General features: G+C 66.8%; 31 protein-coding genes, 1 other RNA gene and 1 riboswitch. Of the genes, 15 read left to right on the forward strand and 17 right to left on the reverse strand.

The window, feature by feature from the left end:
• Window positions 1-82 precede the first annotated feature (82 nt).
• The 7 genes from VE25_RS20980 to VE25_RS21005 all read right to left on the reverse strand — a co-directional run bounded on the left by VE25_RS20980 (window position 83) and on the right by VE25_RS21005 (window position 3055).
• On the reverse strand, window positions 83-898 hold the full coding sequence (locus VE25_RS20980; RefSeq protein WP_046110630.1) for a TIGR00282 family metallophosphoesterase: 816 nt from the start codon (window positions 896-898) through the stop codon (window positions 83-85).
• Window positions 895-1482: a 5-formyltetrahydrofolate cyclo-ligase gene (locus tag VE25_RS20985; protein WP_046110631.1), complete on the reverse strand. Its 588-nt coding sequence runs from the start codon at window positions 1480-1482 to the stop codon at window positions 895-897. The genes VE25_RS20980 and VE25_RS20985 overlap by 4 nt, the downstream gene beginning before the upstream one ends.
• A 104-nt stretch (window positions 1483-1586) precedes the next feature.
• Window positions 1587-1744: non-coding RNA, 6S RNA (ssrS, locus tag VE25_RS22555), on the reverse strand.
• Window positions 1745-1791: 47 nt separating this feature from the next.
• Window positions 1792-2085, reverse strand: coding sequence for a type II toxin-antitoxin system RelE/ParE family toxin (locus tag VE25_RS20990; protein WP_152664701.1), 294 nt, complete (start codon window positions 2083-2085; stop codon window positions 1792-1794).
• Window positions 2082-2327, reverse strand: coding sequence for a type II toxin-antitoxin system ParD family antitoxin (locus tag VE25_RS20995; protein WP_046110633.1), 246 nt, complete (start codon window positions 2325-2327; stop codon window positions 2082-2084). Before VE25_RS20995 ends, VE25_RS20990 begins: the two co-directional genes overlap by 4 nt.
• A 51-nt stretch (window positions 2328-2378) precedes the next feature.
• A complete protein-coding gene (locus VE25_RS21000; RefSeq protein WP_046110634.1) occupies window positions 2379-2759 on the reverse strand; it encodes a cell division protein ZapA in 381 nt (126 codons plus the stop codon).
• Between the two features lie 14 nt (window positions 2760-2773).
• A complete protein-coding gene (locus VE25_RS21005) occupies window positions 2774-3055 on the reverse strand; it encodes a DUF4164 family protein (RefSeq protein ID WP_052732137.1) in 282 nt (93 codons plus the stop codon).
• Window positions 3056-3268: 213 nt separating this feature from the next.
• Between VE25_RS21005 and tkt the strand changes: the two genes are divergently transcribed.
• From tkt to VE25_RS21030, 5 genes are all read left to right on the forward strand, one after another.
• On the forward strand, window positions 3269-5239 hold the full coding sequence (tkt, locus tag VE25_RS21010) for a transketolase (protein ID WP_046110635.1): 1971 nt from the start codon (window positions 3269-3271) through the stop codon (window positions 5237-5239).
• Window positions 5240-5291: 52 nt separating this feature from the next.
• Window positions 5292-6299 carry a type I glyceraldehyde-3-phosphate dehydrogenase gene (gene gap / locus VE25_RS21015; protein ID WP_046110636.1) on the forward strand — a complete coding sequence of 336 codons (1008 nt, stop codon included), beginning with the start codon at window positions 5292-5294 and terminating at the stop codon, window positions 6297-6299.
• A gap of 435 nt (window positions 6300-6734) precedes the next feature.
• Window positions 6735-7274 (forward strand): putative glycolipid-binding domain-containing protein, encoded by a 540-nt coding sequence (locus VE25_RS21020; RefSeq protein ID WP_046110637.1) that lies wholly within the window; start codon window positions 6735-6737, stop codon window positions 7272-7274.
• Window positions 7275-7359: 85 nt separating this feature from the next.
• On the forward strand, window positions 7360-7650 hold the full coding sequence (locus tag VE25_RS21025; protein WP_046110638.1) for a hypothetical protein: 291 nt from the start codon (window positions 7360-7362) through the stop codon (window positions 7648-7650).
• Window positions 7651-7762: 112 nt separating this feature from the next.
• Window positions 7763-8968 carry a phosphoglycerate kinase gene (locus VE25_RS21030; RefSeq protein ID WP_046110639.1) on the forward strand — a complete coding sequence of 402 codons (1206 nt, stop codon included), beginning with the start codon at window positions 7763-7765 and terminating at the stop codon, window positions 8966-8968.
• Between the two features lie 3 nt (window positions 8969-8971).
• Here the strand turns inward: VE25_RS21030 and VE25_RS21035 are convergent, their stop codons facing one another.
• Window positions 8972-9394, reverse strand: a complete 423-nt coding sequence (locus VE25_RS21035) for a cytidine deaminase family protein (RefSeq protein ID WP_046110640.1) — start codon at window positions 9392-9394, stop codon at window positions 8972-8974.
• A gap of 106 nt (window positions 9395-9500) precedes the next feature.
• Here VE25_RS21035 and VE25_RS21040 point away from each other — a divergent pair, with 106 nt between their 5' ends.
• The 6 genes from VE25_RS21040 (at window position 9501) to VE25_RS21065 (ending at window position 15864) form a co-directional block, all read left to right on the forward strand.
• The gene (locus tag VE25_RS21040; RefSeq protein ID WP_439328922.1) at window positions 9501-10532 is read left to right on the forward strand and encodes a class I fructose-bisphosphate aldolase; all 1032 of its coding nucleotides are present in this window, start codon (window positions 9501-9503) and stop codon (window positions 10530-10532) included.
• A 162-nt stretch (window positions 10533-10694) separates the two neighbouring features.
• On the forward strand, window positions 10695-11288 hold the full coding sequence (locus tag VE25_RS21045) for a thiamine phosphate synthase (RefSeq protein ID WP_052732138.1): 594 nt from the start codon (window positions 10695-10697) through the stop codon (window positions 11286-11288).
• A complete protein-coding gene (locus VE25_RS21050; protein WP_083989099.1) occupies window positions 11285-12427 on the forward strand; it encodes a tetratricopeptide repeat protein in 1143 nt (380 codons plus the stop codon). The genes VE25_RS21045 and VE25_RS21050 overlap by 4 nt, the downstream gene beginning before the upstream one ends.
• A gap of 241 nt (window positions 12428-12668) precedes the next feature.
• Window positions 12669-13463, forward strand: coding sequence for an inositol monophosphatase family protein (locus VE25_RS21055; protein WP_046110642.1), 795 nt, complete (start codon window positions 12669-12671; stop codon window positions 13461-13463).
• Window positions 13464-13835: 372 nt separating this feature from the next.
• Window positions 13836-14831, forward strand: coding sequence for a hypothetical protein (locus tag VE25_RS21060; RefSeq protein ID WP_046110643.1), 996 nt, complete (start codon window positions 13836-13838; stop codon window positions 14829-14831).
• 4 nt (window positions 14832-14835) lie between these two features.
• Window positions 14836-15864, forward strand: coding sequence for a peptidoglycan -binding protein (locus VE25_RS21065; RefSeq protein ID WP_046110644.1), 1029 nt, complete (start codon window positions 14836-14838; stop codon window positions 15862-15864).
• A gap of 209 nt (window positions 15865-16073) precedes the next feature.
• Here VE25_RS21065 and VE25_RS21070 read toward each other — a convergent pair whose 3' ends face one another.
• The 6 genes from VE25_RS21070 to VE25_RS21090 all read right to left on the reverse strand — a co-directional run bounded on the left by VE25_RS21070 (window position 16074) and on the right by VE25_RS21090 (window position 21767).
• Window positions 16074-16835: an ABC transporter ATP-binding protein gene (locus VE25_RS21070; RefSeq protein ID WP_046110645.1), complete on the reverse strand. Its 762-nt coding sequence runs from the start codon at window positions 16833-16835 to the stop codon at window positions 16074-16076.
• Window positions 16832-17917 carry a FecCD family ABC transporter permease gene (locus VE25_RS21075; RefSeq protein WP_083989100.1) on the reverse strand — a complete coding sequence of 362 codons (1086 nt, stop codon included), beginning with the start codon at window positions 17915-17917 and terminating at the stop codon, window positions 16832-16834. Before VE25_RS21075 ends, VE25_RS21070 begins: the two co-directional genes overlap by 4 nt.
• Entirely contained in the window at window positions 17914-18417 is a 504-nt protein-coding gene (locus tag VE25_RS23470; protein ID WP_052732140.1) for an ABC transporter substrate-binding protein, read from the reverse strand. Before VE25_RS23470 ends, VE25_RS21075 begins: the two co-directional genes overlap by 4 nt.
• Window positions 18418-18431: 14 nt before the next feature.
• Entirely contained in the window at window positions 18432-18851 is a 420-nt protein-coding gene (locus tag VE25_RS22135; RefSeq protein WP_052732141.1) for a TroA family protein, read from the reverse strand.
• Window positions 18851-19609: a (2Fe-2S) ferredoxin domain-containing protein gene (locus VE25_RS21085; RefSeq protein WP_052732142.1), complete on the reverse strand. Its 759-nt coding sequence runs from the start codon at window positions 19607-19609 to the stop codon at window positions 18851-18853. Before VE25_RS21085 ends, VE25_RS22135 begins: the two co-directional genes overlap by 1 nt.
• 102 nt (window positions 19610-19711) lie before the next feature.
• A riboswitch (cobalamin riboswitch) is annotated at window positions 19712-19919 on the reverse strand.
• Window positions 19920-19946: 27 nt separating this feature from the next.
• On the reverse strand, window positions 19947-21767 hold the full coding sequence (locus VE25_RS21090; RefSeq protein WP_046110647.1) for an ABC transporter transmembrane domain-containing protein: 1821 nt from the start codon (window positions 21765-21767) through the stop codon (window positions 19947-19949).
• Window positions 21768-21901: 134 nt separating this feature from the next.
• Between VE25_RS21090 and VE25_RS21095 the strand changes: the two genes are divergently transcribed.
• From VE25_RS21095 to rpmE, 3 genes are all read left to right on the forward strand, one after another.
• Entirely contained in the window at window positions 21902-22321 is a 420-nt protein-coding gene (locus VE25_RS21095) for a putative toxin-antitoxin system toxin component, PIN family (RefSeq protein WP_083989101.1), read from the forward strand.
• Window positions 22318-22533, forward strand: a complete 216-nt coding sequence (locus tag VE25_RS21100) for a ribbon-helix-helix protein, CopG family (RefSeq protein ID WP_046110648.1) — start codon at window positions 22318-22320, stop codon at window positions 22531-22533. The genes VE25_RS21095 and VE25_RS21100 overlap by 4 nt, the downstream gene beginning before the upstream one ends.
• A gap of 116 nt (window positions 22534-22649) precedes the next feature.
• Window positions 22650-22871, forward strand: a complete 222-nt coding sequence (gene rpmE / locus VE25_RS21105) for a 50S ribosomal protein L31 (protein ID WP_046110649.1) — start codon at window positions 22650-22652, stop codon at window positions 22869-22871.
• Window positions 22872-22947: 76 nt separating this feature from the next.
• On the opposite strand, the gene VE25_RS21110 is transcribed toward rpmE, so the two are convergent.
• From VE25_RS21110 to VE25_RS21120, 3 genes are all read right to left on the reverse strand, one after another.
• Window positions 22948-23943: an ABC transporter substrate-binding protein gene (locus VE25_RS21110; protein ID WP_046110650.1), complete on the reverse strand. Its 996-nt coding sequence runs from the start codon at window positions 23941-23943 to the stop codon at window positions 22948-22950.
• A 71-nt stretch (window positions 23944-24014) separates the two neighbouring features.
• Window positions 24015-24506 carry a protease adaptor protein RcdA gene (gene rcdA, locus VE25_RS21115; protein WP_046110651.1) on the reverse strand — a complete coding sequence of 164 codons (492 nt, stop codon included), beginning with the start codon at window positions 24504-24506 and terminating at the stop codon, window positions 24015-24017.
• Window positions 24507-24880: 374 nt separating this feature from the next.
• Window positions 24881-25066 (reverse strand): DUF1192 domain-containing protein, encoded by a 186-nt coding sequence (locus VE25_RS21120; RefSeq protein WP_046110685.1) that lies wholly within the window; start codon window positions 25064-25066, stop codon window positions 24881-24883.
• A 93-nt stretch (window positions 25067-25159) separates the two neighbouring features.
• Between VE25_RS21120 and VE25_RS21125 the strand changes: the two genes are divergently transcribed.
• Complete coding sequence (locus tag VE25_RS21125) at window positions 25160-26191, forward strand: NAD(P)H-quinone oxidoreductase (protein ID WP_046110652.1); 1032 nt, start codon at window positions 25160-25162, stop codon at window positions 26189-26191.
• The last annotated feature ends 106 nt before the right edge of the window (window positions 26192-26297 follow it).

The following is a 26297-nucleotide window of genomic DNA, read 5'->3' on the forward strand; positions in this document are numbered from 1 at the left end:
TCCTCGGTCGACTTGCTGACGAGTGGATTTGGCGGCCTTATAGGGCCCCGAACGGCAAAAATAAAGCCGAACGGAACACGCGTCAGAAGTCCGGTATCGTCTGTGCGAGCGTTCCCCCGGAGCGCAGCGGGGCAACGCGAAGGACGAGGCCCGTCGCCGGGTCGGTTTCGATCATCACGCCTGAAAGCGTCGCCTCGCCCTCGGCCGGGGTGAAGCGCGCATTGGGCACGCCCGTCAGGAACCGGCTCAGTGGCTCTTCCGCATCGACCCCGATGACCGAGTCGTAATCGCCGCACATGCCTGCGTCCGCCATCAGCGCCGTGCCGCCCCTGAGGATGCGGTGGTCGGAGGTCGGGATATGGGTGTGGGTGCCGACGACGAGGCTGGCGCGACCGTCGAGGAAATGGCCCATCGCCTGGATCTCCGAGGTCGCCTCGGTATGGAAATCGACGACGACGGCGTCGGCCTGTTCGCCGAGCGGACAGGCGGCGATGGCGGCTTCGACGGCGCGGAACGGATCGTCGATCGGGTTCATGAACACGCGCCCGAGCGCGTTGACCACCAGCACCCGGTGTCCGCGCCGCCCCTCGACCAGCATGGCGCCGCGTCCGGGCGTGCCCTGCGGGAAGTTGATCGGGCGCAGCAGGGTCGGCTCGCGCTCGATGAAGGTGATCGTCTCGCGCTGGTCGAAGGCATGGTCGCCGAGCGTGACGATATCGGCGCCGGCGTCCTTGAGACCGGCAAAGTGGCTTTCGGTCAGCCCGCGGCCATGGCTGGCGTTCTCGCCGTTGACGACGACGAAATCGAGCTTCAGCCGTTCGATGAGGCCGGGCAGGCGATCGGCCACCGCGTCGCGCCCGACCCGGCCGACGACGTCTCCGAGAAACAGCAGCCTCATTGGCCCGGGCCGAAATGAATGACGCCGGCCTCGGTCACGACGGCGTCGAGCGGGATGTCGTGAGCCTCGCGCGGGATATGGTCGAGCTTCTGGGCGGCGAAGGCGAGGCCGACCAATCGCGGTTTCCTCGCCAGCCCGGCGAGCGTGCGGTCATAGTAACCCCCGCCATAGCCCAGTCGCGTGCCGCGATCGTCGAACCCCAGAAGCGGCATGATGATGACGTCCGGCTCAGCCGTGGGCGCCAGATCCTCGGGCGCCAGCGTGCCGAAGCCCGCCGGATAGAGCGGCGCTCCATCCTCCCAGACACGCAGTTCCAGCGGCTCGCCGTCGCCGGTGACGACCGGCAGGCACACGCGCTGCCCGCTGTCCATGAGCCTGACCAGGATCGGCTGGCAATCCATCTCGTCGCGGATTCCCCAATAGGCGGCGACGACCTCCTCCCCGGCGAGCGCGATGCCATCGAAGAAGTGCGCGCAGGCTGCCTGAGCGGCTTCGGCGCGCGCCGAAGCAGAGAGCGCAGCGCGCTTCTCATGGGCCTTTACCCGCAGCGCCGCCTTGGCGCGTTCGATGTCGTCCTCCACCATGGGCGGCTGCCGGTCCGGTCGTACTGGAGCGTCATCGGGAAAAGCCTGGCCGCTTTTCCGGTTCGAGACGCCGTAAAAAACAAAGAGCCAAGCTCTGGCAAATTCGGTGCCGCCCTGGCCGTGGGACAGTCGATCCCGGGAACCTACACAAGTAGGTGGGCGCCGTTTGTCCGAGCCCACGGGCCCGGTCAGGGACAGCTCCCTTAAGGATCGATAAGGCCCCGGGGATAATGATGGTCCTACACGCGCCGGGCAGCCTGCGAGATATAGGACGATTGAGGGTCGCGTGCAAAGGGGATGGCGCCGCGATCAGAGTTTGTTGATCCAGTCCTGTCTCTGGTGAAATACCCTGATGATCTCGATCCCTCTTGCATCGATACGATAGACGATGAGATGCGAGCCCTTTGGATAGGCACGCATCGCTGGCCGAAGTTCGTGGCGTTCCGGGGCCGCTTCGGGAAAATCGGCGAGCAGTTGGATCGCCTCATATAGACCGTCGTGATATTTGTCGGCCTGAGCCAAACCGAACTGATTGGCCGACTCCCGGTATATCGCGCGCATGTCTTTCGATGCTTGGGCGCTCAGGCGATAGCGCGGGCTCAATCGTCGAGCCCCAGATCCTTGCGTGCCATGCGGCGGATATCTTCCATCGTATAGTCGGTCATACCGCTATCGATCCCCTCCTGCACCAGTCGCTGGAACTCGGCGATCTTTTCCGTCCGCTCCTGATCGTGCCGGATGAGGTCGCGCACATAGTCGCTGGCGTTGCCGTACTTGCCGGATTTGGCCTGGGCATCCACCCAGTCCTTCATCTGGTCGGGCAGCGAGATGTTCATGGTGGCCATGGCTATTCTCCTTTGCACCGGAGAATAGCAAAAATTGGCAAACTTTGCCAATCATGCCTGCGGAATCTGCCCCGCGGTCTCGTCGATGGCTCCGGCCACCGCTTCGAGCTTTGCCGCGGCCTCGCCGAGCTTGCCGGCAAGCCGCCCCTCGATCTGGTCGATCTCCTCGGCCAGCGCCTCGCCGGCGCGGGTCAGTTCGGCCACCTGCTGCTCGAGGGCGGCGATGCGCCGTTCGGATTCGGCCAGCTCATCGAGCACGGCGATGCCGGCCATCACCGTCAGGCGCCCGTCGCCGATCTCCCCGATCGCCCCTTTCAGCCCCTCGACCTGCGCGTTGAAGCGGTCGGCAAGATCGATGAGGTGCTGCTGCTGGCCCTCCTCGCATGCCATGCGGTACTTGCGGCCATTGATCTCGACATTGACCTCGGGCACTTGGCGCCACTCCCCTATTTGGCCAGGACCGCGCGCACGGTCTCCATGGCCTCGACCAGCCGGCGCGACACTTCGTGCGCGCTGTCGTCGAGGCGCTTGGCCCGCGCCGACGCCTTGTCGAGGTCGGAAGCGAGCTTGGCGCGCTCGTTGATGAGCTGGCGGGTGTCCACCTCGATGCGCGTCAGCGTGCGCATGCGGGCCCGCAGATGCTCGAGGCTCGTATCGAGCCGCCCGATGGCTCCGTCGAGGCGCGCGATCGCCGCCTCCAGTTCCTCTTGGCGCTGAGTTCCGCTCATGGCTTTCGCCCGTTCCCCGTGGCCGATTCCGGCCTGACCAGTAAGCCCGACGCCTCAAGCGAATGCAACCGGCATGGCTGCAAACGTCGCGGCCGCCCGTCCAGCCTTGTCATTGACAGGCCTTTTGAACCTGTTATGCCCTTGTCCCGCCTTTGGGAGGAGGCCATCGGGCCTTTCTCCCCCCAGATTCGAGCGAATTTAAGAGCGAGCGACATGACCAACACGCAGGAGCAGAACGACCTGGCCAACGCCATCCGGTCCCTTGCCATGGATGCGGTGGAGAAAGCCAACTCGGGCCATCCGGGGCTGCCGATGGGCTGCGCCGACATCGCCACCGTGCTCTTTACCAAGGTGATGAAGTTCGACCCCGCCGATCCGCACTGGCCGGACCGCGACCGCTTCATCCTCTCGGCCGGCCACGGCTCGATGCTGCTCTACTCCTCGCTCTACCTCCTCGGCTACGAGGACATGACGATCGACGAGATCAAGAACTTCCGTCAGCTCAACCATAAGACCGCCGGCCACCCCGAATACGGGCACGCAACCGGTATCGAGACCACCACCGGGCCGCTCGGCCAGGGCCTTGCCAACTCGGTGGGGTTTGCCGTCGCCGAAGCCAAGCTTGCCGCCGAGTTCGGATCGGACCTCGTCGACCACCACACCTGGGTGCTGGCCGGCGACGGGTGCCTGATGGAAGGCGTCTCGCAGGAAGCGATTTCCCTTGCGGGGCATTTGAGGCTCAACAAGCTCACCGTCATCTGGGACAACAACTCGATCACCATCGACGGCGCCGTCTCCAACGCCGACTCGACCGACCAGGTCGCCCGCTTCAAGGCCGTCGGCTGGCACACCATCGAGATTGACGGCCATGACCAGGCGGCGGTCGAAGCCGCGTTGCTCGAAGCCAAGCAGGCCGACCGGCCGACGCTGATCGCCGCCAGGACCACCATCGGCTACGGCGCCCCCAAGAAAGCCGGCACCGAGAAGGTGCACGGCAATCCGCTGGGCGCCGAGGAACTGGCCGCCGCCAAGGAAAACCTCGGCATCACCTACCCGGCCTTCGAGATCCCGACCGAAACGCTCGCCAAGTGGCGCGCCGCAGGCACGCGCAGCCAGAACCTGCGCGGCGAATGGCAGGCGCGCCTTGCCGCGTCTTCGAAGAAGGCCGAGTTCGAGCGCCGGATGGCCGGCACCCTGCCCGAAGGGTTCGCTGCCGCCATGGACGCGCACAAGAAGAAGCTCGCCGAGGACAAACCCAAGGTCGCGACCCGCAAGTCGAGCCAGATGGCCCTCGAGGTCATCAACAAGGTCGTGCCCGAAACCGTGGCCGGTTCGGCGGATTTGACCCACTCCAATCTCACCAATACGCCCGAGACGCTGCCCTTCACCGCGTCCGACCGCACCGGCCGCTACATGATGTACGGCATCCGCGAGCACGAGATGGCCGCAGCCATGAACGGCATCGCCCTGCACGGCGGCTACATCCCCTATGGCGGCACGTTCCTGGTCTTTACCGACTATGCCCGCCCCTCGATCCGCCTCTCGGCCATCATGGGCCAGCGCGTCGTCTACGTGATGACCCACGATTCCATCGGGCTGGGCGAGGACGGCCCGACCCACCAGCCGGTCGAGCACCTCACGGCGCTGCGCGCCATTCCGGGCATGACCGTCTTCCGTCCGGCCGACGCAATGGAGACGGCCGAGTGCTGGCAGCTCGCCCTCGAGCACCAGGGCCCCTCGATCCTCGCGCTCTCGCGCCAGAACCTGCCGGCGGTGCGCACCGAATATACGGCCGAGAACAAGTCGGCCCTCGGCGCCTATACGCTTGCCGGCGCCGCCGACGCCGATGTCGTCATCTTCGCCACCGGCTCGGAAGTCGCCATCGCCGTCGACGGCATGAAGCTGCTTAATGATCAGGGCATCTCCGCCCGCGTCGTCTCCGTGCCTTCGATGGAGCTCTTCGCCAGGCAGTCCGACGCCTATAGGGCAGAGGTCTTCGGCAAGGCCAGGGCGCGCGTCGCCATCGAAGCCGGGATCGAGATGAGCTGGGGCAAGTTCCTGGGCGAGAAGGGCCGTTTCGTCGGCATGCACTCGTTCGGTGCCTCCGGCCCCATCGCCGATCTCTACGAGCATTTCGGGCTTACGCCTAAAGCCGTTGTTGAAGCGGCCACTGCTCAGTTGTAAGAGAGCGCCCGCCCACCCCTTTCTAAACCCTTTGCCTCCCAGGGAGCCCCACATGGCAGTCCGCGTCGCCATCAACGGATTTGGCCGTATCGGCCGCAACATTCTGCGCGCCGTCATCGAGTCGGGCCGCACCGACATTCAGGTCGTTGCCGTCAACGATCTCGGTCCGGTCGAGACCAATGCGCACCTCTTGCGCTTCGACAGCGTGCATGGCCGCTTCCCGCACGAGGTCAAGGTCGATGGCGATACGATCTCCACGGGCGGCCAGACGTTCAAGGTGACGGCCGTACGCGATCCGGCGGAACTCCCCCATGGCGAGATGGGCGTCGATATCGTGCTCGAATGCACCGGAATCTTCACCAGCAAGGAAAAGGCCTCGGCCCACCTCAAGGCCGGCGCCAAGAAGGTGCTGGTCTCCGCCCCTGCCGACGGCGCTGATCTCACCGTCGTCTATGGCATCAACCACGACCAGCTCGGCAAGGACCACGTCGTCATCTCCAACGGCTCTTGCACCACCAATTGCCTGGCGCCGATGGCGATGGTCATGAACGAGTTCGTCGGCATTGAGAAGGGAATGATGACCACCATCCATTCCTATACCGGCGACCAGCCCACTCTCGATACCATGCACAAGGACCTCTACCGCGCCCGCGCGGCGGCCCTGTCGCAGATCCCGACCTCGACCGGCGCCGCCAAGGCGATCGGCCTGGTGCTGCCCGAGCTCAAGGGCAAGCTCGACGGCATCTCGATCCGCGTGCCGACCCCGAACGTGTCGCTGGTCGACCTGAAGTTCGTGGCCAGGAAGTCGACGACCGCCCAGGAGGTCAATGAAGCCCTGATCGCCGCCTCGAACGGAAAGCTCAAGGGCGTCATGACCTACACCAACCATCCGCTGGTCTCGAGCGACCTCAACCACGACCCGCATTCGGCGACGATCCTGCTCGACCAGACCAAGGTCATCGACGGCAACTTCGTCAACATCCTCGGCTGGTACGACAACGAGTGGGGTTTTTCGAACCGCATGTGCGACGTCACGGCGGCGTTCGCCAAGACGCTCTGAGGATCGCCAGGCGTCATCCCCGATTCCATCACCACCAGGTCATCCCCGCGAAAGCGGGGATCTCCGTTTAGCGGCTCGGCAAGGTGAAACGGAGGTTCCCGCTTTCGCGGGAATGACCCAGTGGAGGTGGGACACCATGTGGTCACCGCTCCGATGTCACCCCGGCGAAAGCCGGGGCCCATCCTGAGCTGCCACGCCAGCCGCAAGGTGCGTGGACGGGAAAACGTGCGGTACCGCTCCTTCCGAGCGCATGGATGCGTTCAGGGCTGGGTCCCCGGCTTTCGCCGGGATGACAGCCGGTGGATGCGTTGATCCCATGCCCGACTGACCAGCCATCACGCTTCCAGTGCCCCGTGCGGAGCGCTTTCTTTTGCGTGGAGACTTGAAGCCCATCTGTGCGTTAGGGTTCGTCCCAACCTTTGACGCGAGGCTCCCATGCTCTCCCGATCCATCCGCTGGCGCACCCTCGACGGCGACGGCCTCGAGCACCTCCTCATTACCGAGGAGGCCGACGGCATCTTCGCCCGCGGCGTCATCGTCAGCGAGAACGAACGGCGGTTCGCCGCGAGCTATACCGTGTCGCTTTCGCTCGACTGGCTTTTCCGGGAAGTCGACATAGAGACCGTCGAAGGCACGCGCCTCAACCTCACCCGCGATCCGCTCGGCAACTGGACGGCCGACGGCATTGCCCTGCCCGAGCTCGGCGGATGCGTCGATATCGACATGTCGGCGAGCGCCTTCACCAACTCGCTGCCCATTCGCCGCGTCGGCATGCAGGTCAACGAGCCGCAGCGCTTCGACATGGCCTGGATCCCCCTCGATACGTTGAAGCCCTTTCCCGACGGCCAGATCTACACTGCCCTCGGCGAGGGGACTTACCGCTACCAGTCGGAGGCCAGCGGCTTCGAGGGACGGATCACCGTCGACAGCGACGGGCTGATCCTCAAATACGATCCGCTCTTCGAGCGGGTGTGATCGTCACCCACCCGCCACCGAACTGTCACACGCACGCAAACAAATCAGTGCAAAGGGCGGGCGATCGATCGGATCGGGTGACCGCATGTTCGTGACCGCGCGCCGCATCGCCCTCCTGGGCACGCTCACCAGCGCTCTCTTCGGCTGGCTGGGCCAGCCCATGTGGCTCATCGTGCCGCCCGCCTGCTACCTTGCCTACGTCGTCTGGCGCGACCAGGCTATCCGCGCCCGCATCGGCTCGGCTGCCTGGGCGAGCGACGGGTTCGCCCGCTTCCTCGTCGTCGCGGACGTCGCGCTGATGCTGCGTAACGCGGCCGGCAACGTCATCGTCTTCCTCCTTGCCGGCTTTACGCGCCAGAGCCTCGGCCTCGCCTGAGCGGTACCCCCTCATGTCACGCCGGGGCTTTCCCGGCATGCCGGCTTCTGTTACGCCAGCCGGAAGTTGCGCTAAAGTCCGCGCGCGTTCGGCAAACGACAACGGTGATCCCATGACCTCGGCCTTTAAGACCCTGAAAGACATCGATTTTAGGGGCAAGCGCGTGCTGCTGCGGGCCGATCTCAATGTTCCCGTCGCCGACGGCAAGGTGACCGACGCCACCCGCATCGAGCGGATCGTGCCGACGATCCGCGAGCTTCTGAAGCAGGACGCCAAGGTCGTCCTCCTCTCGCACTTCGGCCGTCCCAAGGGCAGGGTCGATCCGGAGTTCTCGCTCGAGCAGGTGGTGCCGGCCATTGCAGACATCACCGGCCACCCCGTCGGCTTCATCGCCACCGACTGGACCGATGTCGCCAACGCCAAGAGGGCCATCGAGGGCGCTCCCGAGGGCAGCATCCTCGTGCTGGAAAACACCCGCTTCCACCCGGGCGAGGAGAAGAACGACCCCGAGCTCGTCGAGCGCATGGCCGAACTCGGCGACGTCTACGTCAACGACGCGTTCTCGGCCGCCCACCGCGCCCACGCCTCGACCGAAGGCCTCGCCCACGCCCTGCCCGCGGCGGCGGGCCTTGCCATGCAGGCCGAGCTCGAGGCGCTGGAAGCCGGCCTCGGAGCCCCGAAGAAGCCCGTGGTCGCCGTCGTCGGCGGCGCCAAGGTCTCCTCCAAGATCGACCTCCTTGAAAACCTCGTGACCAAGGTCGACGCCCTCGTCATCGGCGGCGGCATGGCCAACACCTTCATCCATGCGCTCGGCTACGGCATCGGCAAGTCGCTGGCCGAAAAGGACCTCGCCGAGACCGCCCAGCGCATCCTCGACAAGGCCGACAAGGCAAGCTGCGCCGTGATCCTGCCGATCGACGCGCAGGTGGCCTGGCACTTCGAGGCCAACGCCCCGCACCGGCTCTATGGCGTCGACGCCCTCGACCCCGAAGGCATGGTGCTCGACATCGGCCCGGGCTCGGTCGAGCGCATCAAGGGCGCCATCGACGAGGCCCAGACCGTCGTCTGGAACGGCCCCATGGGCGCCTTCGAGATGGCCCCGTTCGACAAGGGCACCGTCGAGGTCGCAAAGCATGTCGCCGAGCGCACCAAGGCCGGCAAGCTGATCTCCGTTGCCGGCGGCGGCGATACCGTCGCCGCCCTTGCCCACGCCGGCGTCAAGGACGCTTTCACCTACGTCTCGACCGCGGGCGGCGCGTTCCTCGAATGGATGGAAGGCAAGCCGCTGCCGGGCGTCGAGGCGCTGCGGGCGGGGTAGGCGCTAACCTTCTTCCAGCGGCTCCGGCCACGCGTGCGCAGGCAGCAACTCGCGCAGTTTCCGGGTTTCGGTGCCGCCGAGGATCACGTCCGCTTCGAGATTGTCGTCGTCGATCTGCCGCATGAACTCCCTGCACACGCCGCAGGGCGCCAGGACGTGCAGTCTGCCGGTCTCTTCGTTCCGCCAGACCGCGACCACTTTGTCGATCCTGTATTCGCCCCGGCCGATCATGGCGGCGAGGGCGCTGCGCTCGGCGCAAAGTCCCCAACTCGGCGTGTCGACGCACACGCCCGTATAGATGTTGCCATCCGCCGACAGCACCGCCGCACCCACATCGCCGAGCAGCCTGCCCTGACGCGTCCTATGGGGCCTGAGCACCGCCGCCGCCCGGCCGATCAGGCTCCGGATCGTTCCGTCATCTTCCATACCAGTTCGCCTTTCGTCTCATATCCCTTGGTCTAATCGACGCTCTGCAACTTTCGGCCCTATCGTGAAGTTGAAGCTCCCGCCTCAACTTTCGCGAAGGACCAAAATGCCCTCCATGTCGCTCAATGCCATCGCCCAGAAGCTGATGACGCAGGGCCAGGGAATCCTGGCGGCCGACGAATCCGAGCCGACCATCGCCAAGCGTTTCGCCAAGATCAACCTGCCTTCGACGCTGGAGCTGCGCCGCGATTACCGCGAGATGCTGTTCCGCTCGACCCAGGCCATGCAGAACTACATCTCGGGCGTGATCCTGACCGAGGAAACCCTCGAGCAGTCCGCCGCCGACGGCACCACCTTCCGCGCCATCCTTGCCGATGCCGACGTCATTCCCGGCATCAAGGTCGACCGCGGCGCTTTCCCGATGCCGGGAGACACCGGCGAGAAGATCACCGAAGGCCTCGACGGCCTGCGCCAGCGGCTCGCGCGCTATGGCGAGCTCGGTGCGGGCTTTGCCAAATGGCGCGCCGTCATCACCATCAACGACATCGCCCCGACCCGCAACAACATCCGCGCCAACGCCCATGCGCTCGCCCGCTACGCCATCCTCTGCCAGGAAGCGGGCATCGTGCCGGTGGTCGAGCCGGAGGTGGTGGGCGACGGCGAACCCGGCAACCACTCCATGGAACGCTGCGCGCAGGTGACCGGCGAGGTGCTCGAGAACGTCTTCAAGGAGCTGCGCCTGGCCGGCGTCGACCTCTCCGGCATGCTGCTCAAACCCAACATGATCCTGCCCGGCATCAACTCGCGCGAGCGCCCCTCGGTCGACGAGGTCGCCCGCCGCACCGTCGAGGTGCTGCGCCAGCAGGTGCCGGCGGCCGTGCCCGGCATCGCCTTCCTCTCGGGCGGCCAGACCGACGAGGAGGCGACCGCGCACCTGTCGGCCATGAACCAGATTGAGGGCAAGCCCTGGCCGCTGACCTTCTCCTATGGCCGCGCGCTGCAGAACGTGGCGCTGCGCCTCTGGGCTGGCCGGCGCGAGAACTTCCCGCAGGCGCAGGCGGCCTTCACCCACCGGGCGCACATGAATTCGCTCGCCGCCCTCGGCCAGTGGACCAACGCCCTCGACCGGGCGGCCTGACGGTTCCGACGTCCCGACGTCGCTCCTGGCGGGCGCATGCTCCAGCATGCGCCCGTTTTCTTTTCTGGCGTCCGGATCGCTCACGCACTATTGCTCACGCAATCCCTTTTTCTCGCCAAAATGGCGAAGGAAGAGAACGCCTTCGTTGTCTGCCCGGTACCCATGGCTGCTGCACAGATCTTTCTCGTCACTCCGCGATCCGCCGAACCGGCGGCTTTTCCGGCCGTTCTTGGCGCGGTGTTCGCCGCCGCCGACATCGCCGCGCTCCTCGTGCGCCGGCACGAGCGGAGCGAGGCGGACTACCGCGCGCTTGTCGGGGCGGTGCTGCCGGTCGCGCAGGATGCCGGCTGCGCGGTGCTGGTCGAGGATGACGCCGCGCTCGCCCGCGCGCTCGGCGCCGATGGCGTGCATGTCAGCGGCAATTTCCGCGCGATCCGCGACGCGCTCGCCGCCGTCAAGCCGGACCTCATCGTCGGCGCCGGCCCGGCCCGCACCCGGCACGAGGCCATGACCATCGGCGAGCTCGGCGTCGACTACATCTTCTTCGGTGACCTCGACCAGCCCGCCGACGCGCCCGCCCGCGAGATGGGCGCCTGGTGGAGCGAGACGTTCGAGGTGCCGGCCGTCCTCTCGGGGGCCGCCGGCGAGGACGCGGCGGGCTGCGAATTCCTGGCCCTCGGCGAGGGCTTCTGGGCGGGCGGCGAGCCGCCGGCAGTCCTGGCCGCGCGCGCCGCGAGCGCACTGGAAACCGCATGATGGCGGTCCGCGCGCGCTTCCTCGCCGGCCTTCTCGCCCTCGGCCTTCTGGCCGGGCCCGCGATCGCGCAGGAGGCCGCGCCGACTGAAATCCCCGAGGTTCCGAACCCAACTGCCCCCGACCCGGCGGACACCGAGGCGGCCGACGACATCAGCGCCGACATCTTCGGGGGACCGCGCCGCCCGGTCGACATGGCCTATGGCGCCTTCCAGCGCGGCTTCTACCTCACCGCTCTCGAGCTCGCCCTGCCCCGCGCCGCCGAACACGATGCGCCGGCCCAGACGCTGATCGCCGAGCTCTATGCCAAGGGGCTGGGCGTCGGCCAGAACCTGGAGCGCGCCGCCAGCTGGTACCAGCTCGCCTCCGACAACGGCGACATGATGGCCTCGTTCGAGCTCGCCCTCCTCTACCAGAACGGCCAGGGCGTCGAGCGCGACCGCCAGAAAGCCGCCGATCTCTTCCGCAAGGCCGCCGAGGCCGGCAGCATCGAGGCCAAGTACAACCTGGCGCTGCTGCACGTCGAAGGCGTCTATGCCGAGCCCAGCCTGACCACCGCCGCCGGCCTGATGAAGGAAGCCGCCGACGCCGAGCTGCCCGAGGCGCAATACGACTACGGCGTGATGCTGATGGAAGGAGCGGGCGTCGCGCCCAATCCGGCCGAAGGCGTGCGCTATGTGGCGCTGGCGGCCGAAGAAGGCCTCGCCTCGGCGCAGATCGACTACGCGACCATGCTCTACCTCGGCCGGGGAGTGGAGCGCGACCTTGCCGGCGCGCTCGAGTGGTACCGGCGCGCCGCCGACGGCGGCAATCCCGTAGCCCAGAACCGTTACGCCAAGCTTCTCGCCGCCGGCGAAGGGGTCGAGCGCAACTTCGAGGATGCCGCCATGTGGCGGGTGCTCGCCCGCCGGCAGGGCGTGACCGACCCGACCCTCGACGAGCTCCTGGCCGCTGCTCCGCCCGAAGCCATCGCGCGCGCCGAGACCCGGGCCCGCTACTGGCCCGCCGAACCACCGAGCGCGGAACCCGCACCCGCGCAGGGCTTTGCGGCCGAGCCCGCGGCGATCGAACCAGCTCCGGCCGGTGAGACCGCCGACGAGACGGAACCACCGGCGCCCGAGGCCGAAACCCAAGGCCCTTGAACGCAGCGGCGTTCTCGGGCAATAAGCCCGCCTGAATTCACGGGTCGACGTATAACGCTTACCCCCTCATCCGCCCTTCGGGCACCTTCTCCCACGAGGGGAGAAGGGAACGGGCGGCACCCTCCCCTCTCCCCTCGTGGGAGAGGGTGGATCGCGCAAAGCGCGAGACGGGTGAGGGGGATGCGCGACCCGGTATCACCGGCCCTTCTTTCCACACGGTACTCCAAGGAACTTTTCGCCCATGGCCCGCTCCGCCCTCCTCCATGTCATGGTCCAGGCCGCCTTCAAGGCCGGCAAGTCGCTGACCCGCGATTTCAGCGAGGTGGAGAACCTGCAGGTTTCGCGCAAGGGCCCGGCCGATTTCGTCTCCGCCGCCGACAAGCGGGCCGAGCAGATCGTCTTCGAGGAGCTGCGGAAAGCCCGCCCGACCTACGCGTTCCTGATGGAGGAGAGCGGGGAGGTCGCAGGCACCGACGGCCAGCACCGCTGGATCATCGACCCGCTCGACGGCACCACCAATTTCCTCCACTCGATCCCGCTCTTTGCCGTCGCCATCGCGCTCCAGCGCGGCGACGAGATCGTGGCCTCCGTGATCTACAACCCCATCCTCGACGAGCTCTATACCGCCGAGAAGGGCGGCGGGGCGTGGCTTTCGGACCGCAAGCGCCTGCGCGTCGCCGGCCGCCGGCACCTGGCCGACTGCGTCGCCGTCACCGGCATCAAGACGCAGGGCACCGCCAACGACACGCTGGCGCTGCGCCAGGTGGCCGCCGTCAACCCGGCCGTCGCGGGCCTGCGCCGCTCCGGCTCGATCTCCATGGACATGGCCTGGCTCGCCGCCGGCCGCTACGACGTGCTCTGGGAAGCGGGCCTCTCCCCCTGGGACGTCGCCCCCGGCCTTTTGATGGTGCGCGAAGCCGGCGGGTTCGTCTGCGACTATTCGGGCGGCCCCGGCTCGATCTGGAATGGCGAGGTCGTCGCCGGTAACGAGACCGTGCAGGCCGCGCTGCTGAAAGTGCTGAAGACGGTGAAGTAAGTTTCGCCCGCGCTGCATCGGCTTGCGCACCAAATCCCTCACCTCACCGGGTCATCCCCGCGAACGCGGGGACCTCTGTTCCGGTATTCGCCATACAAACCGAGGTTCCCGCTTTCGCGGGAATGATCCTGTGATTGTTTTCGCCTGACGTGAAAATCGACACCAACTGTGGTTACCGGTCCCGGCTCTCGCCGGGATGACAGCCGGCGGAGGGGGTGAGTGAATGCGCACCCTTATGACAACTTCGTGCGCCCCCTGCCCGACCAACGCTCTGTTAACCTTTGTCATTGTCAGGCCACGTTGGTCTGACTAGTCTCATCTGCATATCCGCCAGATGATTTGCCGGACCGGGGGCCAGGGTTTCACCAGACGATGACGCAAGGATACGATCCCTACCGCCTCGCCAGCCCCACCGTTTATCTCATCAAGATGCTCATCTTCCTGGTGCTGGCGGCGCTGGTGGGGGCAATCCTCTATACCACCCTCGTCACCTTCTTCTGGGCCAACCCGTTCATCAACTCGATGATCCTCTTCACCCTGGCCGTGGGGATATTCCTCTCCTTCCGGCAGGTGGTGCGGCTCTTTCCCGAGGTGAAATGGGTCAACTCGCTCCAGGAGGGCGGGCTTTCGGGCGGCCGTCCGCCCGTGCTGCTGGCCCCGGTCGCCGGCATATTGCGCGAGCGGATCGGCGAGGCGGTCATCACGCCCTCGGCCATGCGCTCGATCCTCGATTCGGTCGGCAACCGGCTCGACGAGGCCAAGGACACCTCCCGGTACCTCACCGGCCTCCTCGTCTTCCTCGGCCTGCTCGGCACGTTCTATGGCCTCCTCGAGACCGTCACTTCCGTCGCCGGCGTCATCAATGCCCTCGACGTCACGACGAGCGACACGACAACGCTCTTTTCCGACCTCAAGGACGGCCTCACCGCCCCTCTCGGCGGCATGGGCACGGCGTTCTCGTCCTCGCTCTTCGGCCTTTCCGGCTCGCTGATCCTCGGCTTCCTCGACCTGCAGACCAGCCAGGCGCAGAACGCCTTCTATACCGACCTCGAGGACTGGATGACCTCGATGACCGAGCTCGACCATCCGGTGACCGCCATGCAGGCCTCGGGCCTTGGCGTCTCCGGCAGCGAGATGCAGGCCATGCTCGAGCGCCTCGGCACAACCATGCAGACGACGAACTCGTCCCAGAACGCCATCCGCGCCATGGCCGAGCTCGCCCGCGGCATCGACGGCCTCGTCAAGCACATCCGCACCGAGCAGGACGACCTGCGGCGCCACATCCTCGAGCAGGGCGAGACCAACAAGAAGCTGCGCGACCTGATCGAAGCCATGCTCGCCGAAGGCGACGACGAGCGGCGGGGCTGACGCCATGGCGCTCGCCACCCGCGCCCGCCGCCGGGAAGCTACCAACTACTGGCCGGGGTTCGTCGACGCGCTGTCGAGCCTGCTGCTCGTCATCATCTTCATGCTCAGCCTCTTCATGCTGACGCAGTTCTTCCTCAATCAGGAGATCCAGGGGCGCGACACGGCGCTGCAGCGCCTCAACAGCCAGATCGCCGAGCTGACCGAGCTCCTGCAGCTCGAGCGCGCCAATTCCGACGACCTCGAATCGACCATCTCGATGCTGACCGCGACCCTCTCCAGCGCCGAGGCCGAGCGCGACGACCTCGCCAACCAGCTCTCGGGCGTCGGGACGGGCCTCGAGGGTCGCGACGCCGAGATCGCGCGGCTGCAATCGGAGCTGACGAGCGCCGAGGAGCTGTCGGACGAGGCGAACGCTGCCGTCGCCTTGCTCAACCAGCAGCTCGCGGCGCTGCGCACCCAGATCAGCGCCCTCGAGGCCGCGCTCGAGGCCTCCGAGGCGCGCGATACCGAGAACCGCACGCAGATCGCCGACCTCGGCCGCCGCCTCAACGTGGCGCTGGCCCAGCGCGTGCAGGACCTGACCCGCTACCGCTCGGACTTCTTCGGGCGCCTGCGCGAAATCCTGGAGGGACGCGCGGACGTGCGCGTCGTCGGCGACCGCTTCGTCTTCCAGTCCGAGGTGCTGTTCGCCGCCGGCCAGGCGACGATCTCGCAGGAAGGCCTGCCCGATCTCGATGCGCTGGCTGATGCCATCCTGCAGCTCGAGGACGAGATCCCCGACGACATCAACTGGGTGCTGCGCATCGACGGCCACACCGACCGCCGCCCGATCTCGAGCGCCCAGTTCCCCTCCAACTGGGAGCTCTCGGCCGCCCGCGCCATATCCGTCGCCAAATACCTCGTCGAGCAGGGGGTGCCGCCCGCCCGGCTCGTCGCGGCGGGCTTCGGCGAATTCGCCCCGCTCGACCCGGCCGACAACGACGAAGCCTACCGCCGCAACCGCCGCATCGAGTTCAAGCTGACCGAGGGGTGATCTCTCGGGGGATGCAGGATTCGCGGAAAGGCCCCCTCACCCGCCGGCTTCGCCGCCGACCTCTCCCCCAAAAGGAGAGGTGGCGGGCTTGCGAGCCAGAGTGCCCCTCTTCACCTCTCCCTTCGGGGGAGAGGTCGGCGCATAGCGCCGGGTGAGGGGGCCTTTCCCACGGCGCCCAACCATCGAAGTCCGCTTTTCCTGGAAACGCTCTAAAGCGGCAGGAATTCCAGTCCGATGTGTCCGGAGGCCGTGCGCCCGATTCGCACATCCACGCCGTAGACCTCGCGGATGCGCTCGGCCGTCAGCACCTCCTGCGGCGCGCCGGCGGCGACCACCTTCCCGGCCTCCAGCATCACCAGCCGGTCGCAATACTGCGCGGCGAGGTTGAGGTCGTGGAGGGCCGCGAGCGTCGTGAGGCCCAGCCGCTTGACCAGCCCCATCAGTTCGAGCTGGTAGCGGATATCGAGGTGGTTGGTCGGCTCGTCGAGGATGAGGACATCGGTCCCCTGCGCCAGCGCCCGCGCCATCAGCACGCGCTGCTTTTCTCCGCCCGAGAGCGTCATGAACGCGCGCTCGGCCATGCCCGCCATGCCGACTTCGGCAAGGCTCGTGCGCACAATCCGCCGATCCTCGTCCGTCTCCGGCTCGAAATCGCGCTTGTGGGGCGTGCGCCCCATCATCACGATCTCGGCGACGGTAAAATCGAACTCGCCCATGCGTTCCTGGGCGACGACGGCCAGCCGCTGCGCGGCGTGCCGCGCGGGCAGGGCCCAGAGATCGCTGCGGTCGAGCCGGACGACGCCTCCTTGCGGCTTTAATACCCGGTAGAGCGTGCGTAACAGGCTCGACTTGCCGCTGCCGTTGGGTCCGACGAGCCCGAGGAACTCGCCGGGCCGCAACTCGAGCGTCACCCGATCGATCAGCGCGCGGCCCTCGACTGCGTAGGAGACGTCTTGCGCTGCGAGCGTCATGAGAGGCTCTCCTTTCGCCGCACGCGTTGGGTCGCGAGCATGTAGACGAAGAACGGGCCGCCGATGAGCGCGGTGATGACGCCGACCGGCAGCTCCACCGGCGCAAAGAGCATGCGCGCGCCCACATCCACCCAGATGAGGAAGATCGCCCCGCCGAGCACCGCGACCGGCAGCACCCGGCGGTGGTCGGTGCCGACGAGCATGCGCACGATGTGCGGGATGACGAGGCCGACGAAGCCGATGGCCCCACTGACTGCCACCATCACCCCGGTAAGGAGCGAGGCGAGGAGGAAAAGCGTGCGCCGCACCTGCGTTACTTCGATGCCGAGTGTCGCCGCCGTTTCGTCGCCGACCATCAGCGCGTTGAGCGCGCGCGCCCGCAGCAGGAGCAGCCCCGTCCCCAGCGCCAGCACCGCCGCCGGCACGCCGAGATCGCTCCAGCTCGCCCCGGCGAGGCTGCCGAGGATCCATTCCATCGCCTGGCGCGCCAGTTCCCGGTCCGGGGAGGTGAGGACGATGAGGCTCGTCAGTCCCGAGAGTGTATAGGAGCAGGCCATGCCGGCGAGCACCAGGCGCAGCGGCGAGATGGTGCCGCCCGCATGGGCGACGAGGTAGACGATGAGCAGCGCCAGCATCGCGCCCGCGAATGCCCCGAGCGACACGGCAAAGACCCCTGCGAACGCGAGCCAGCCGAGCCCCAGCACCGAAACCGCCCCGACCGAGGCGCCCGAGGAGATGCCGAGGATATAGGGGTCGGCCATGGGATTGCGCACCACCGCCTGCATGGTGACGCCGACCGCCGCGAGTCCGGCTCCGACCATCGCCGCCAGCAGTACGCGCGGCAGGCGCAGCATCAGCACGATATTGGCCTGCGCCGCGCTCCAGTCGCCCTCGCCCCCGACGATCTGGGCGAAGATGATCTGCCACACCCGATGGGCCGGCAGCGGCACCGGGCCGATGGCGACCGCCGCCGTGACCGTGGCGAGAAGCCCCGCGACCAGAAGCCCGACGATCGCCCCGAACCCGAGGCGCGCCGCCGCCGGCGCCCGATCGAGCGCCCGCCCAACCACCTCCCCGCTCACTGGAAGAGCTCGGGATAGAAGCCGCTCGCAAGGGTGCGCACTGCATCCGGATTGCGCACGCCCTCGAAGGCGCTCGGCAACGGCATGACGACGAAGCGCTCCTCGGCGATGGCGGGGATGGTGGCGAGCGCCGGGTTGGATTTGAGGAACGCGATCTTCTCCTCGGCGCTGACCTGGCCATAGTCGTTGATGACGATGACCTGCGGCGCCTTGGCGACCGCCTCCTCCCAGCTGACGTTCGCCCAGGTCTCGTCGAGGTCGGCGAAGACGTTGACACCGCCGGCGAGTTCGATGAGGTGCGTCTGCAGCGCCTTGCCGGTGGTGTAGAGCGTGTCGGTGCCGCTGTCGTAGACCATGACGGTCACCGGCTCCTCGACGTCCTCGACCACCGCCGTCACCTCGGCGATCTCGCTGCGGATACGGTCGATCAGCGCCTCGGCCTCGTCGTTGATGTCGAAGATCGCCCCGAGATTGGCGATGTCGAGATAGACGTCGTCCATGGTGGCGCCCTTGATCAGCGTGCGCCGGTCACCGCATAGGCCTCGATCCCCAGTTCCTGCAGCACCGGCACCGGGGCGACAGCGGTGTCGCGGAAGGCGCTGAGGCGCCCGAGCGCAAAGTCCGGCTCGACGCCGAGCACCACCTCGAGCGAGGGCGACTGCTCGGCAAGGACCGGGATCGCGTCGTACTCGGCCTTGAGGCTCTCGAGCACGGGGTGGTTCATGTAGGCGGTGCCCACCATCCGGTCGGCCAGCCCCAGCGCCAGGAGCAGCTCGGTCGTGTGCCCGTTGAAGGTGACCGCGCGCTCCGGCGCCTTCTTGAAGGTCAGGGTATTGGGGCCGTTCTCGATGGTCAGCGGATAGACCGTCGGGTCGGCGGCCGCCGGCAGGGCAAGGCCGAGGGTGACGAGGAGGGCAAGGCTCAAGCGGCGCATCAGGTGGTCTCCGGAACGGATTGGGAAAGCGCGGGCCGTTGCTCGACCCGGTGGATGAGGTGTTCGGACAAGGTCCGCCCCTCGCCGACGACCTGCGTCACGAAGTCGGCGACCGCCGTCTCGTCTGCGAGGCGATACCACTCGCCGGCCGGATAGATGGCGAGCAGCGGCCCCTGGTTGCAGGGATAGAGGCACCCGGTCTGGGCGATGAGGCAGAGTTTTGAAAGGTCCTGCCGGGCCAGCTCCTCGGCCAGCGCCGCCCGCAACGAGCGCGCCCCGTGGAAATGGCAGCGCGGCCCGGTGCAGACGAGGATGTGGTGGACGAAGGGCGGCGGATGCTGCCAGCCGGGCTTGCCGAGGCTCGGCTTCACGCCCTCGACCGCCGGCGCGGAGGCGGCGTTGCGCATCGCCTGCGCCGCGACCTCGGCAAGGACCGGACGCTCATCGCACTGGTCGGCGCCGAGCCGCAGCACCATGCCGTGCCCCTCGCCCTGCTGCGCGAGCCAATGGGCGAGCACGCCCGGCAGCCAGGCTGTCAGGCTCTCGGAAAGGGGAAAGCCCAGCGGCTGCACGCTGATCTCGCGCCAGCCGGCATCGCGCATCGCATCGAGCGCTTCGGCAAGGTTGGTGCCCACGCCTTCGAGCCGGACCAGCCGGCTCGGCAGGGGCGTCAGTTCAGCCAGGTGCGCCTCGAGCAGGCGCTGCCGCCTGGCGCTGAGGTTCTGCTGGGAGATGAGATAGACGATCGCCTCAGCCAATCGCACGCCCTCTCCCGATGGGAGAAGGCAATCGATGTGGGACGATCACGTTTGACGTGCCGGTTACCATTCGCGCCCTCTGCCGGCACACCTCGTCCGGCTTGTGGTTGATTGCGAACGGCAGGTCTCCTGGCTCGCGGCTCTGTCGCGTCCCGCCCCTTCCCGGTCCCGCTGGACCAGTGGTTATGGCAGTCGGCTTGCCGCTTACAGTTGCGAGGGCAGCTCCGGTCTTGGCCCCTGATGGGTAATCCGCACCGGCATTCCCTTTTCATCCGCGCGTCATGGCGGAACCGTCAGCCCGGTGATGATTAAGGGCGAATGTGTTGTGGCGCAAGACCTATTCGGCCGCTTCCGGCAGGCGGAACTGCAGGCGGGCGAGCTCGGCATAGCGCCCGCCCTTGGCGACAAGCTCGTCATGGGTGCCTTGGTCGATGAGGCGGCCGCTGTCGATGACGAGAATGGCGTCGGCATCGCGGATGGTGGCGAGCCGGTGGGCGATGACCAGCGTCGTGCGCCCCTCGCGCAGATGGTCGAGCGCCGTCTGCACCGCCTTCTCGCTCTTGGCGTCGAGAGCGCTCGTTGCTTCGTCGAGCAGCAGGATCGGCGCGTTCTTGAGGATGGCGCGGGCAATGGCGAGCCGCTGCTTCTGACCGCCCGAGAGCATCACCCCGCGCTCGCCGACGACCGTGTCATATCCGGCCGGGAGCTCGGCGACGAAATCGTCGACGAGCGCCGCGCGCGCGGCGGCGCGCACCTCCTCGTCGCTCGCATCGGGCCTGCCGAAGCGGATGTTCTCGGCAATGGTGCCGGCAAAGATCGTCGGCTCCTGCTCGACATAGGAGATGCGCCTGCGCAATTCCGCCGGGTCGACCTCGCGCACGTCGATCCCGTCGACCCTCACCGCGCCGCCCGCCACGTCGTAGAACCGCTGCAGCAGCGCCAGGATCGTCGACTTGCCCGATCCGGACGCACCGACCAATGCTACCGTCTGGCCGGCGCCCACCGCAAAGGAAAGGTCGTGCAGCACCGGCCCGTCGCTGTCGGCCCCGTAGCTGAACTCCACGTGCTCGAAGGAGAGCGTGCCGAGCGGAGGCTGCGGCATGGGCTGAGGGGTTGCGGCGATGCGGATGCCGGGCCGCGTTTCCAGAAGCTCCACCAGCCGTTCGGTCGCGCCGGCGACGGTATTGAGCGTGCCCATAACTTCCGAAAGGTTGGTGAGCGCGCCCGAGGCCATCAGCGCATAGATGAGGAACTGGGCGAGCTGGCCGGCGCTCACCGTGCCGTCAAACACCGAGCGAGCCCCCCACCAGACCATGAAGACGACCGACGACGTGCCAAGGAAGATGACGAGCGCCACGAGCGCCGAGCGGGCAAAGAGGCGCTTCACCTCCGCATTGTAGCTCGTTTCCGTGCGCTCGGCGTAGTTGGCCCGCTGCTGGTCCTCCTGGGTGAAGGATTTGACCGTGCGGTTGGCGCCCAGCATCTCGGTCGCCATGGCGGAAAGCTCGGCCAGCGCATCCTGGGTGCGGCGCGACATCCGCCGCAGCCGGCGCGCATAGGCGATGATCGGCAACAGGATGGCGGGCCCGGCGATGACGACGGCCAGCGTCAGCATCGGGCTCGTCAGGAACATCATGATCAGGGCGCCGATGATGGTGACGAGCGAGCGCAGTGCCAGCGACGCGCTCGAGCCCACCGCCGAACGGATGACGGTGACGTCGCCGTTGAGGCGCGAGGTCAGCTCGCCCACCCGGTGGGTGTCGAAGAAGCGCGTGTCGAGCGAGAGCAGGTGCGAGAACACCGCCTGGCGCAAGTCCGCCACCACGCGCTCGCCGATGACCGAGATGAAATAGAACCGCGCCCCGCTCGCCAGAGCCATCACCACCGCGATGCCCACGATCACCCAGCCGTAGCGTGCGATGTTGTCGAGGTTCTGCTCGAGGAACCCGTCGTCGATCACACCGCCGAGCATGGCCGGAATGGAGAGCGAGGCGATGGCCGAGATCAGGAGGAACGCGACCGTCAGCGACAGGCGCAGCGGATAGCGCAGCACGAACGGCAGCAGCCGCCTCAAAGGCTGCAGCCGGCCAACCTGCGCCTCGGCGCCGTCGACCGCCTTTTCCTGCGTGCTGGAAACCTTGACGGCCTCGTTGGTCATTGCCTGCGCCCGGTTTGAACGTGGCCCACTAAATAGGCCCCCCGGCCCAACCCCGCAACCGCCTTGGCTGCGACCAATTCGGCTGACCTCGATAAGTTTGACTTTCGATTGTGATAGCACATATACTATCAGTAGTGATCGACATCGTCCTTGATACCAACGTTTTCGTTTCCGCCTTGCGCTCGGATGGCAGCGCTTCGCGCGAGCTATTGCGGCGCGTGTTGCTTGGAGAGTACCGACCGTTGTTCGGTAACGCACTTTGGCTCGAGTACGAAGACCTCCTTGGGCGCAAGGTATGGTCGGATGCGACAACTGCGGAAGAGCGATTGATCATTCTGGCAGCTCTGGCTGAGGCAGGCAGATGGGTGACGAACTGGTACACCTGGCGTCCGAACTTGCCAGACGAAGGTGACAATCACTTGATCGAACTTGCAGTTGCAGGCAATGCAGCAGCCATCGTGACGTTCAACGTGCGTGATCTCACGCACGGAGAACTCATCTGGGAATCGCTGCGGATTCTGACGCCTGCCCAATGTCTGGAGCAATTGAAATGAGCACACTGACAATCAGGTTGCCCGACGACACCGCCGAGCGTTTGAAAAGCCTTGCCCGCCAACGCGGCCTCAGCGTTAACAAGCTCGTCGAGCGCATGGCGCATGAAGCGCTGACGGCGTTTGACACGGAAACGAGATTCCGTGCTCTTGCCGCCAGGGCAGACCGCAAGGCGGCGCTGGACGTGCTCAACCGGCTTGACGGCAAGCATTGAGGACCGGGTCCCATGACCCTTGCGATCCGGCGCTGCTTTCTGTAAGAAGCGCGCCACGACATTCCATTCAGCTCACCGGGCGCTGCGGCGCCCGTTTGATTTGAGGCTCGGAGCCCATGAAGACCGATATCCATCCCGACTATCACACCATCAACGTGGTGATGACCGACGGCACGACCTACCAGACCCGTTCGACCTACGGCAAGGAAGGCGACACGCTGCAGCTCGACATCGACCCCAACACCCATCCCGCCTGGACCGGCGGCACCGGCCAGCTCATGGACCGCGGCGGGCGCGTCTCGCGCTTCAAGGAGCGCTTCAAAGGCCTCGGCATCTAAGCCCGTCCCTTCCTGCGAAGAGTTCGAAGCCCGGCCATTGCGCCGGGCTTTTTTGTCCTGGGTACCCGCTCGCGTCTCAGTCCGACGAGGGAATCGGCGTCGCCGGATCGCCGTCGACGGCGGCGGCGAGTTTCGCCGGCAGGATGTCGAGCAGATACCCGAGCGACAGCGGCGTCTGCCAGCTCATCGCCGCGTAGGCGAGCCCGTCGCCGTCGTCGAGCCAGATGGAACGCCCTTCCCTGGCGATGTCGAGGAGCTGGTAGAGGCCCATCGCCTCGATGGTTTCCCGGTCGCTGTTCTGCGGATCGGAGACCGGCCAGATCACCACGTCCATCTCCAGCAGGTCCATGCGCTCCGGGCTGACGTCGATCCGGTTGCCCTCCTGCGCCAGGGCGTCGAGCTCGGGCGGGAAGGCGAGGCCGAGGTCGATGAGGAACTTGCTGGCGAGATCGTCGCTCGACCAGACGACGAATCCGCCGTCGCGATAATAGACATTGGTGCCGGTCTTGCCCTGCAGCTGCGGATACTCCGCCCGCACCGCGGCATAGCGCTCGGCGAACGAATCGATGATCGCCTCCGACTTTTCCGTGCCGCCCGAGGTCGCCTTGTCGATGATCGTCAGTTCCGCCTGCCAGGGCGCACCCCAGTGTTCGTAGCCGGCCGGCGTCACCACGACCGGCGCGATCTCGGAGAGCAGGTCGTAGGTCGCCTCGTCCATTGTGACGTAGATGGCGATGATGAGGTCGGGCTGCTGCGCCGCGACCCATTCGAGATTGATCCCCGATCCGTACATCACCTCGGGTTCGGCCCCGACCGCCGCGCGCGCCTCCTCCGCCCACGGCCAGGTGGCATAGGGCCGCTCACCCCACCATTCCTTGACGCCTATGGGTGCGATCCCCAGCGCATAGAGGAAATCCTGCTCGTGCATCCCGACCGAGACGACCCGCTGCGGCTCCTCTTCGATGGTGGTGGTGCCGTAGACATGCTCGACGGTGACCGGAAAATTCTGCGCGGCGGCCGCACCGACCAAGGCCAGCAGTATTGTAAGGACCAAGCCGAATACGCGTTCCATCCATCTGCCTCCCATCCGGACTAGAGGGATGTTAGATGAATTATGATCTACAAAGTCAAGTTAGAGGTTGCTCAATCCATTCGCCCGAACGCGGCCTTGAGGCGGTTGAGCTGGTCGGCGATGGAATTGGCCGTGCCCGGATCGATGTCGGGGATCTTGCCGCGCTCGAGCCTGTCGAACTGCAGGACCCGGTCGAACAGGCGGTCGCCGCGCGCGATGAAATCGACAAGCGCCGGCGGCAGATGCGTGAAGCCGGGGCCGCCGCGTTCGGAGGGAGTGGCGGAGAACTTGACCTTCTCCTTCTCGACGCGCGCATTCTCGGCGGTGATCTCGCCCTCGTTCACCGCCCGTTGCAGCAGCAGCCAGGAGGCGAGCTGCATCAGCCGGGTGGTCAGGCGCATGGATTCGCTGGCATAAAGGAAGGACGTCTCGCGCGCGAGCAGCCGGCTGTCCTCGCGGCCCTCGCCATCGAGATAGGCGGCGACCTCTTCGATCAGCGCCATGCCTTCGCGGTAGAGCGCATCGAACCCGCCCGAGGCGACGATGCGCGGCCCGAGCGCCACCGCTGGTCTTTCTCCGCTCGCTTCGCCCAAGGGAACTCCACTGGCCTACTTTGCCGAGGGCGAGGACCTTAAGCCCATTCGCACGGGCCGTCATCCTTGCGCCTGCCTCAGCCTCAAGAGACGCTTAATCCGTTCGCACCGGCAATGCAAAATGCGATTTGCCCGGTCGCCACAAAAGAAAAGAGCCGTCGAAACGGCTCTCGGAAGTTAACAGGGAGGCGTCAAACAGAGGGAGAAACCACTCTGAAATCCAGAAGAACTCTGAATAATGAGAGGTTACCGCGAACGTCTTAATTGCACGTTAACGCGACTCCCTTTCTTAACCCTGGCGGTTCAAGGCTTGTGAACCAGCCGCCGCTTGCGGACGTGCCGGCTCATATCTTGAAGATCGACTCGGCCTCCGAGCGCGTTTTTCCTTTCGCCTCGATCGCCGCCTTGAGCCGCGCGATCTCGCCTTCGAGGAGCACGATCCGGTCGGCCAGTTCCTCGACCGACAGGGTATCGAGCCGCATGCCCACTTCGTGAGCTACCGGCTTCTTGGGCTGCTCGTCGTCGAACATTTCCGTCTCCTTTCTGGCCGCCACGACATCCGAACCGGCAATATTATCCTTGGCCGCTTGCCCGGCAAGCATCGCGAGGCAACACTCGGGTCCATGACGATTTTGCAGACGATTCCCGAGCGCATGACCGCCATCTCCATCTCCGCCCCCGGCGGGCCGGAGGTGCTCACCCCTGTCCATCACGACGTGCCGCGGATCGGCGAGACCGACGTCCTGATCCGCGTCGCCGCCGCCGGCGTCAACGGGCCTGATCTCTCGCAGCGGCGCGGCCAGTACGCTCCGCCCCCCGGCGCCTCGCCGCTGCCCGGCCTGGAGGTCGCCGGCGAGATCGCGGCGGTCGGTTCCGCGGTCGACGGCTTTGCCGTCGGCGACGAGGTGATGGCGCTGACCAATGGCGGGGGTTATGCCGAGTACGTCGCGGTGCCCGCCGGCCAGGTGCTGCCGTTGCCGACCTTCTGGTCGATGGAGGAGGCGGCGGCCCTGCCCGAATGCTGGTTCACGGTGACGCAGACCCTCGTCATGCGCGCCGGTCTCGAGCCCGGCATGAGCGTCCTCGTCCATGGCGCGGCCGGCGGCGTTGGCGGCGCGGCGGTTTCGATCGCCGCCGCGCTCGGCGCCTGGCCCATCGCGGTCGTCTCCTCGCCGCGCAAAGCCGCCTATGCCCGCGCCCTCGGCGCCGCCGAGATCATCGACCGGACCCGCGAGGACCTTGTCGAGCACGCCCTGGCGCTGACCGGCGACAGGGGCGTCGACCGCGTCGTCGACCTGCTCGGCGGCGAGACTGCGGCCAAGAACATCGCCGCCTGCGCCCGCGGCGGCCATATCGTCCAGGTCTCGACGCTCGCCGGCGGCACCGCTGAGGTGCCGCTCCGCCAGATGATGGCCAGGGACCTCACCCTTTCCGCCTCGACCCTGCGTCCGCAGTCGCCCGCGACCAAGGCGGCCATCGCCCGGCACATCCATGAGCACCTCTTCGTGCATCTGGAAAACCGCGACTTTCCGCGCCCGCGCCTCACCGTCCTGCCCCTGGAAGAGGCTCCCGCAGCCCACCGCGCCCTGGAAGCGAGCGACCACTTCGGCAAGGTCGTTCTGCTGACCGCATGGGGACGGCGAGAGGAAATCTAGGCCGCCAAGCTTTCCACCGCGCCGACAATTCCGTTGCGGATCGATGAGGCAAACCCTATATTGCGGGCAAATCCCCCTCAACTTGGAATGACGAGGCGGAGCGAGC

Origin of the sequence: Devosia geojensis (assembly GCF_000969415.1) — a bacterium.
GTDB classification, from domain to species: domain Bacteria; phylum Pseudomonadota; class Alphaproteobacteria; order Rhizobiales; family Devosiaceae; genus Devosia; species Devosia geojensis.

Bases quoted from the DNA above. Each gene is read 5' to 3' on its own strand.
- VE25_RS20980 (WP_046110630.1), bottom strand. From the start codon at position 898: ATGAGGCTGCTGTTTCTCGGAGACGTCGTCGGCCGGGTCGGGCGCGAC.
- VE25_RS20985 (WP_046110631.1), bottom strand. From the start codon at position 1,482: ATGGTGGAGGACGACATCGAACGCGCCAAGGCGGCGCTGCGGGTAAAG.
- VE25_RS20995 (WP_046110633.1), bottom strand. From the start codon at position 2,327: ATGGCCACCATGAACATCTCGCTGCCCGACCAGATGAAGGACTGGGTG.
- VE25_RS21005 (WP_052732137.1), bottom strand. From the start codon at position 3,055: ATGAGCGGAACTCAGCGCCAAGAGGAACTGGAGGCGGCGATCGCGCGC.
- tkt (WP_046110635.1), top strand. From the start codon at position 3,269: ATGACCAACACGCAGGAGCAGAACGACCTGGCCAACGCCATCCGGTCC.
- gap (WP_046110636.1), top strand. From the start codon at position 5,292: ATGGCAGTCCGCGTCGCCATCAACGGATTTGGCCGTATCGGCCGCAAC.
- VE25_RS21020 (WP_046110637.1), top strand. From the start codon at position 6,735: ATGCTCTCCCGATCCATCCGCTGGCGCACCCTCGACGGCGACGGCCTC.
- VE25_RS21025 (WP_046110638.1), top strand. From the start codon at position 7,360: ATGTTCGTGACCGCGCGCCGCATCGCCCTCCTGGGCACGCTCACCAGC.
- VE25_RS21030 (WP_046110639.1), top strand. From the start codon at position 7,763: ATGACCTCGGCCTTTAAGACCCTGAAAGACATCGATTTTAGGGGCAAG.
- VE25_RS21035 (WP_046110640.1), bottom strand. From the start codon at position 9,394: ATGGAAGATGACGGAACGATCCGGAGCCTGATCGGCCGGGCGGCGGCG.
- VE25_RS21040 (WP_439328922.1), top strand. From the start codon at position 9,501: ATGCCCTCCATGTCGCTCAATGCCATCGCCCAGAAGCTGATGACGCAG.
- VE25_RS21045 (WP_052732138.1), top strand. From the start codon at position 10,695: ATGGCTGCTGCACAGATCTTTCTCGTCACTCCGCGATCCGCCGAACCG.
- VE25_RS21050 (WP_083989099.1), top strand. From the start codon at position 11,285: ATGATGGCGGTCCGCGCGCGCTTCCTCGCCGGCCTTCTCGCCCTCGGC.
- VE25_RS21055 (WP_046110642.1), top strand. From the start codon at position 12,669: ATGGCCCGCTCCGCCCTCCTCCATGTCATGGTCCAGGCCGCCTTCAAG.
- VE25_RS21060 (WP_046110643.1), top strand. From the start codon at position 13,836: ATGACGCAAGGATACGATCCCTACCGCCTCGCCAGCCCCACCGTTTAT.
- VE25_RS21065 (WP_046110644.1), top strand. From the start codon at position 14,836: ATGGCGCTCGCCACCCGCGCCCGCCGCCGGGAAGCTACCAACTACTGG.
- VE25_RS21070 (WP_046110645.1), bottom strand. From the start codon at position 16,835: ATGACGCTCGCAGCGCAAGACGTCTCCTACGCAGTCGAGGGCCGCGCG.
- VE25_RS23470 (WP_052732140.1), bottom strand. From the start codon at position 18,417: ATGGACGACGTCTATCTCGACATCGCCAATCTCGGGGCGATCTTCGAC.
- VE25_RS22135 (WP_052732141.1), bottom strand. From the start codon at position 18,851: ATGCGCCGCTTGAGCCTTGCCCTCCTCGTCACCCTCGGCCTTGCCCTG.
- VE25_RS21090 (WP_046110647.1), bottom strand. From the start codon at position 21,767: ATGACCAACGAGGCCGTCAAGGTTTCCAGCACGCAGGAAAAGGCGGTC.
- VE25_RS21100 (WP_046110648.1), top strand. From the start codon at position 22,318: ATGAGCACACTGACAATCAGGTTGCCCGACGACACCGCCGAGCGTTTG.
- rpmE (WP_046110649.1), top strand. From the start codon at position 22,650: ATGAAGACCGATATCCATCCCGACTATCACACCATCAACGTGGTGATG.
- VE25_RS21110 (WP_046110650.1), bottom strand. From the start codon at position 23,943: ATGGAACGCGTATTCGGCTTGGTCCTTACAATACTGCTGGCCTTGGTC.
- VE25_RS21120 (WP_046110685.1), bottom strand. From the start codon at position 25,066: ATGTTCGACGACGAGCAGCCCAAGAAGCCGGTAGCTCACGAAGTGGGC.
- VE25_RS21125 (WP_046110652.1), top strand. From the start codon at position 25,160: ATGACGATTTTGCAGACGATTCCCGAGCGCATGACCGCCATCTCCATC.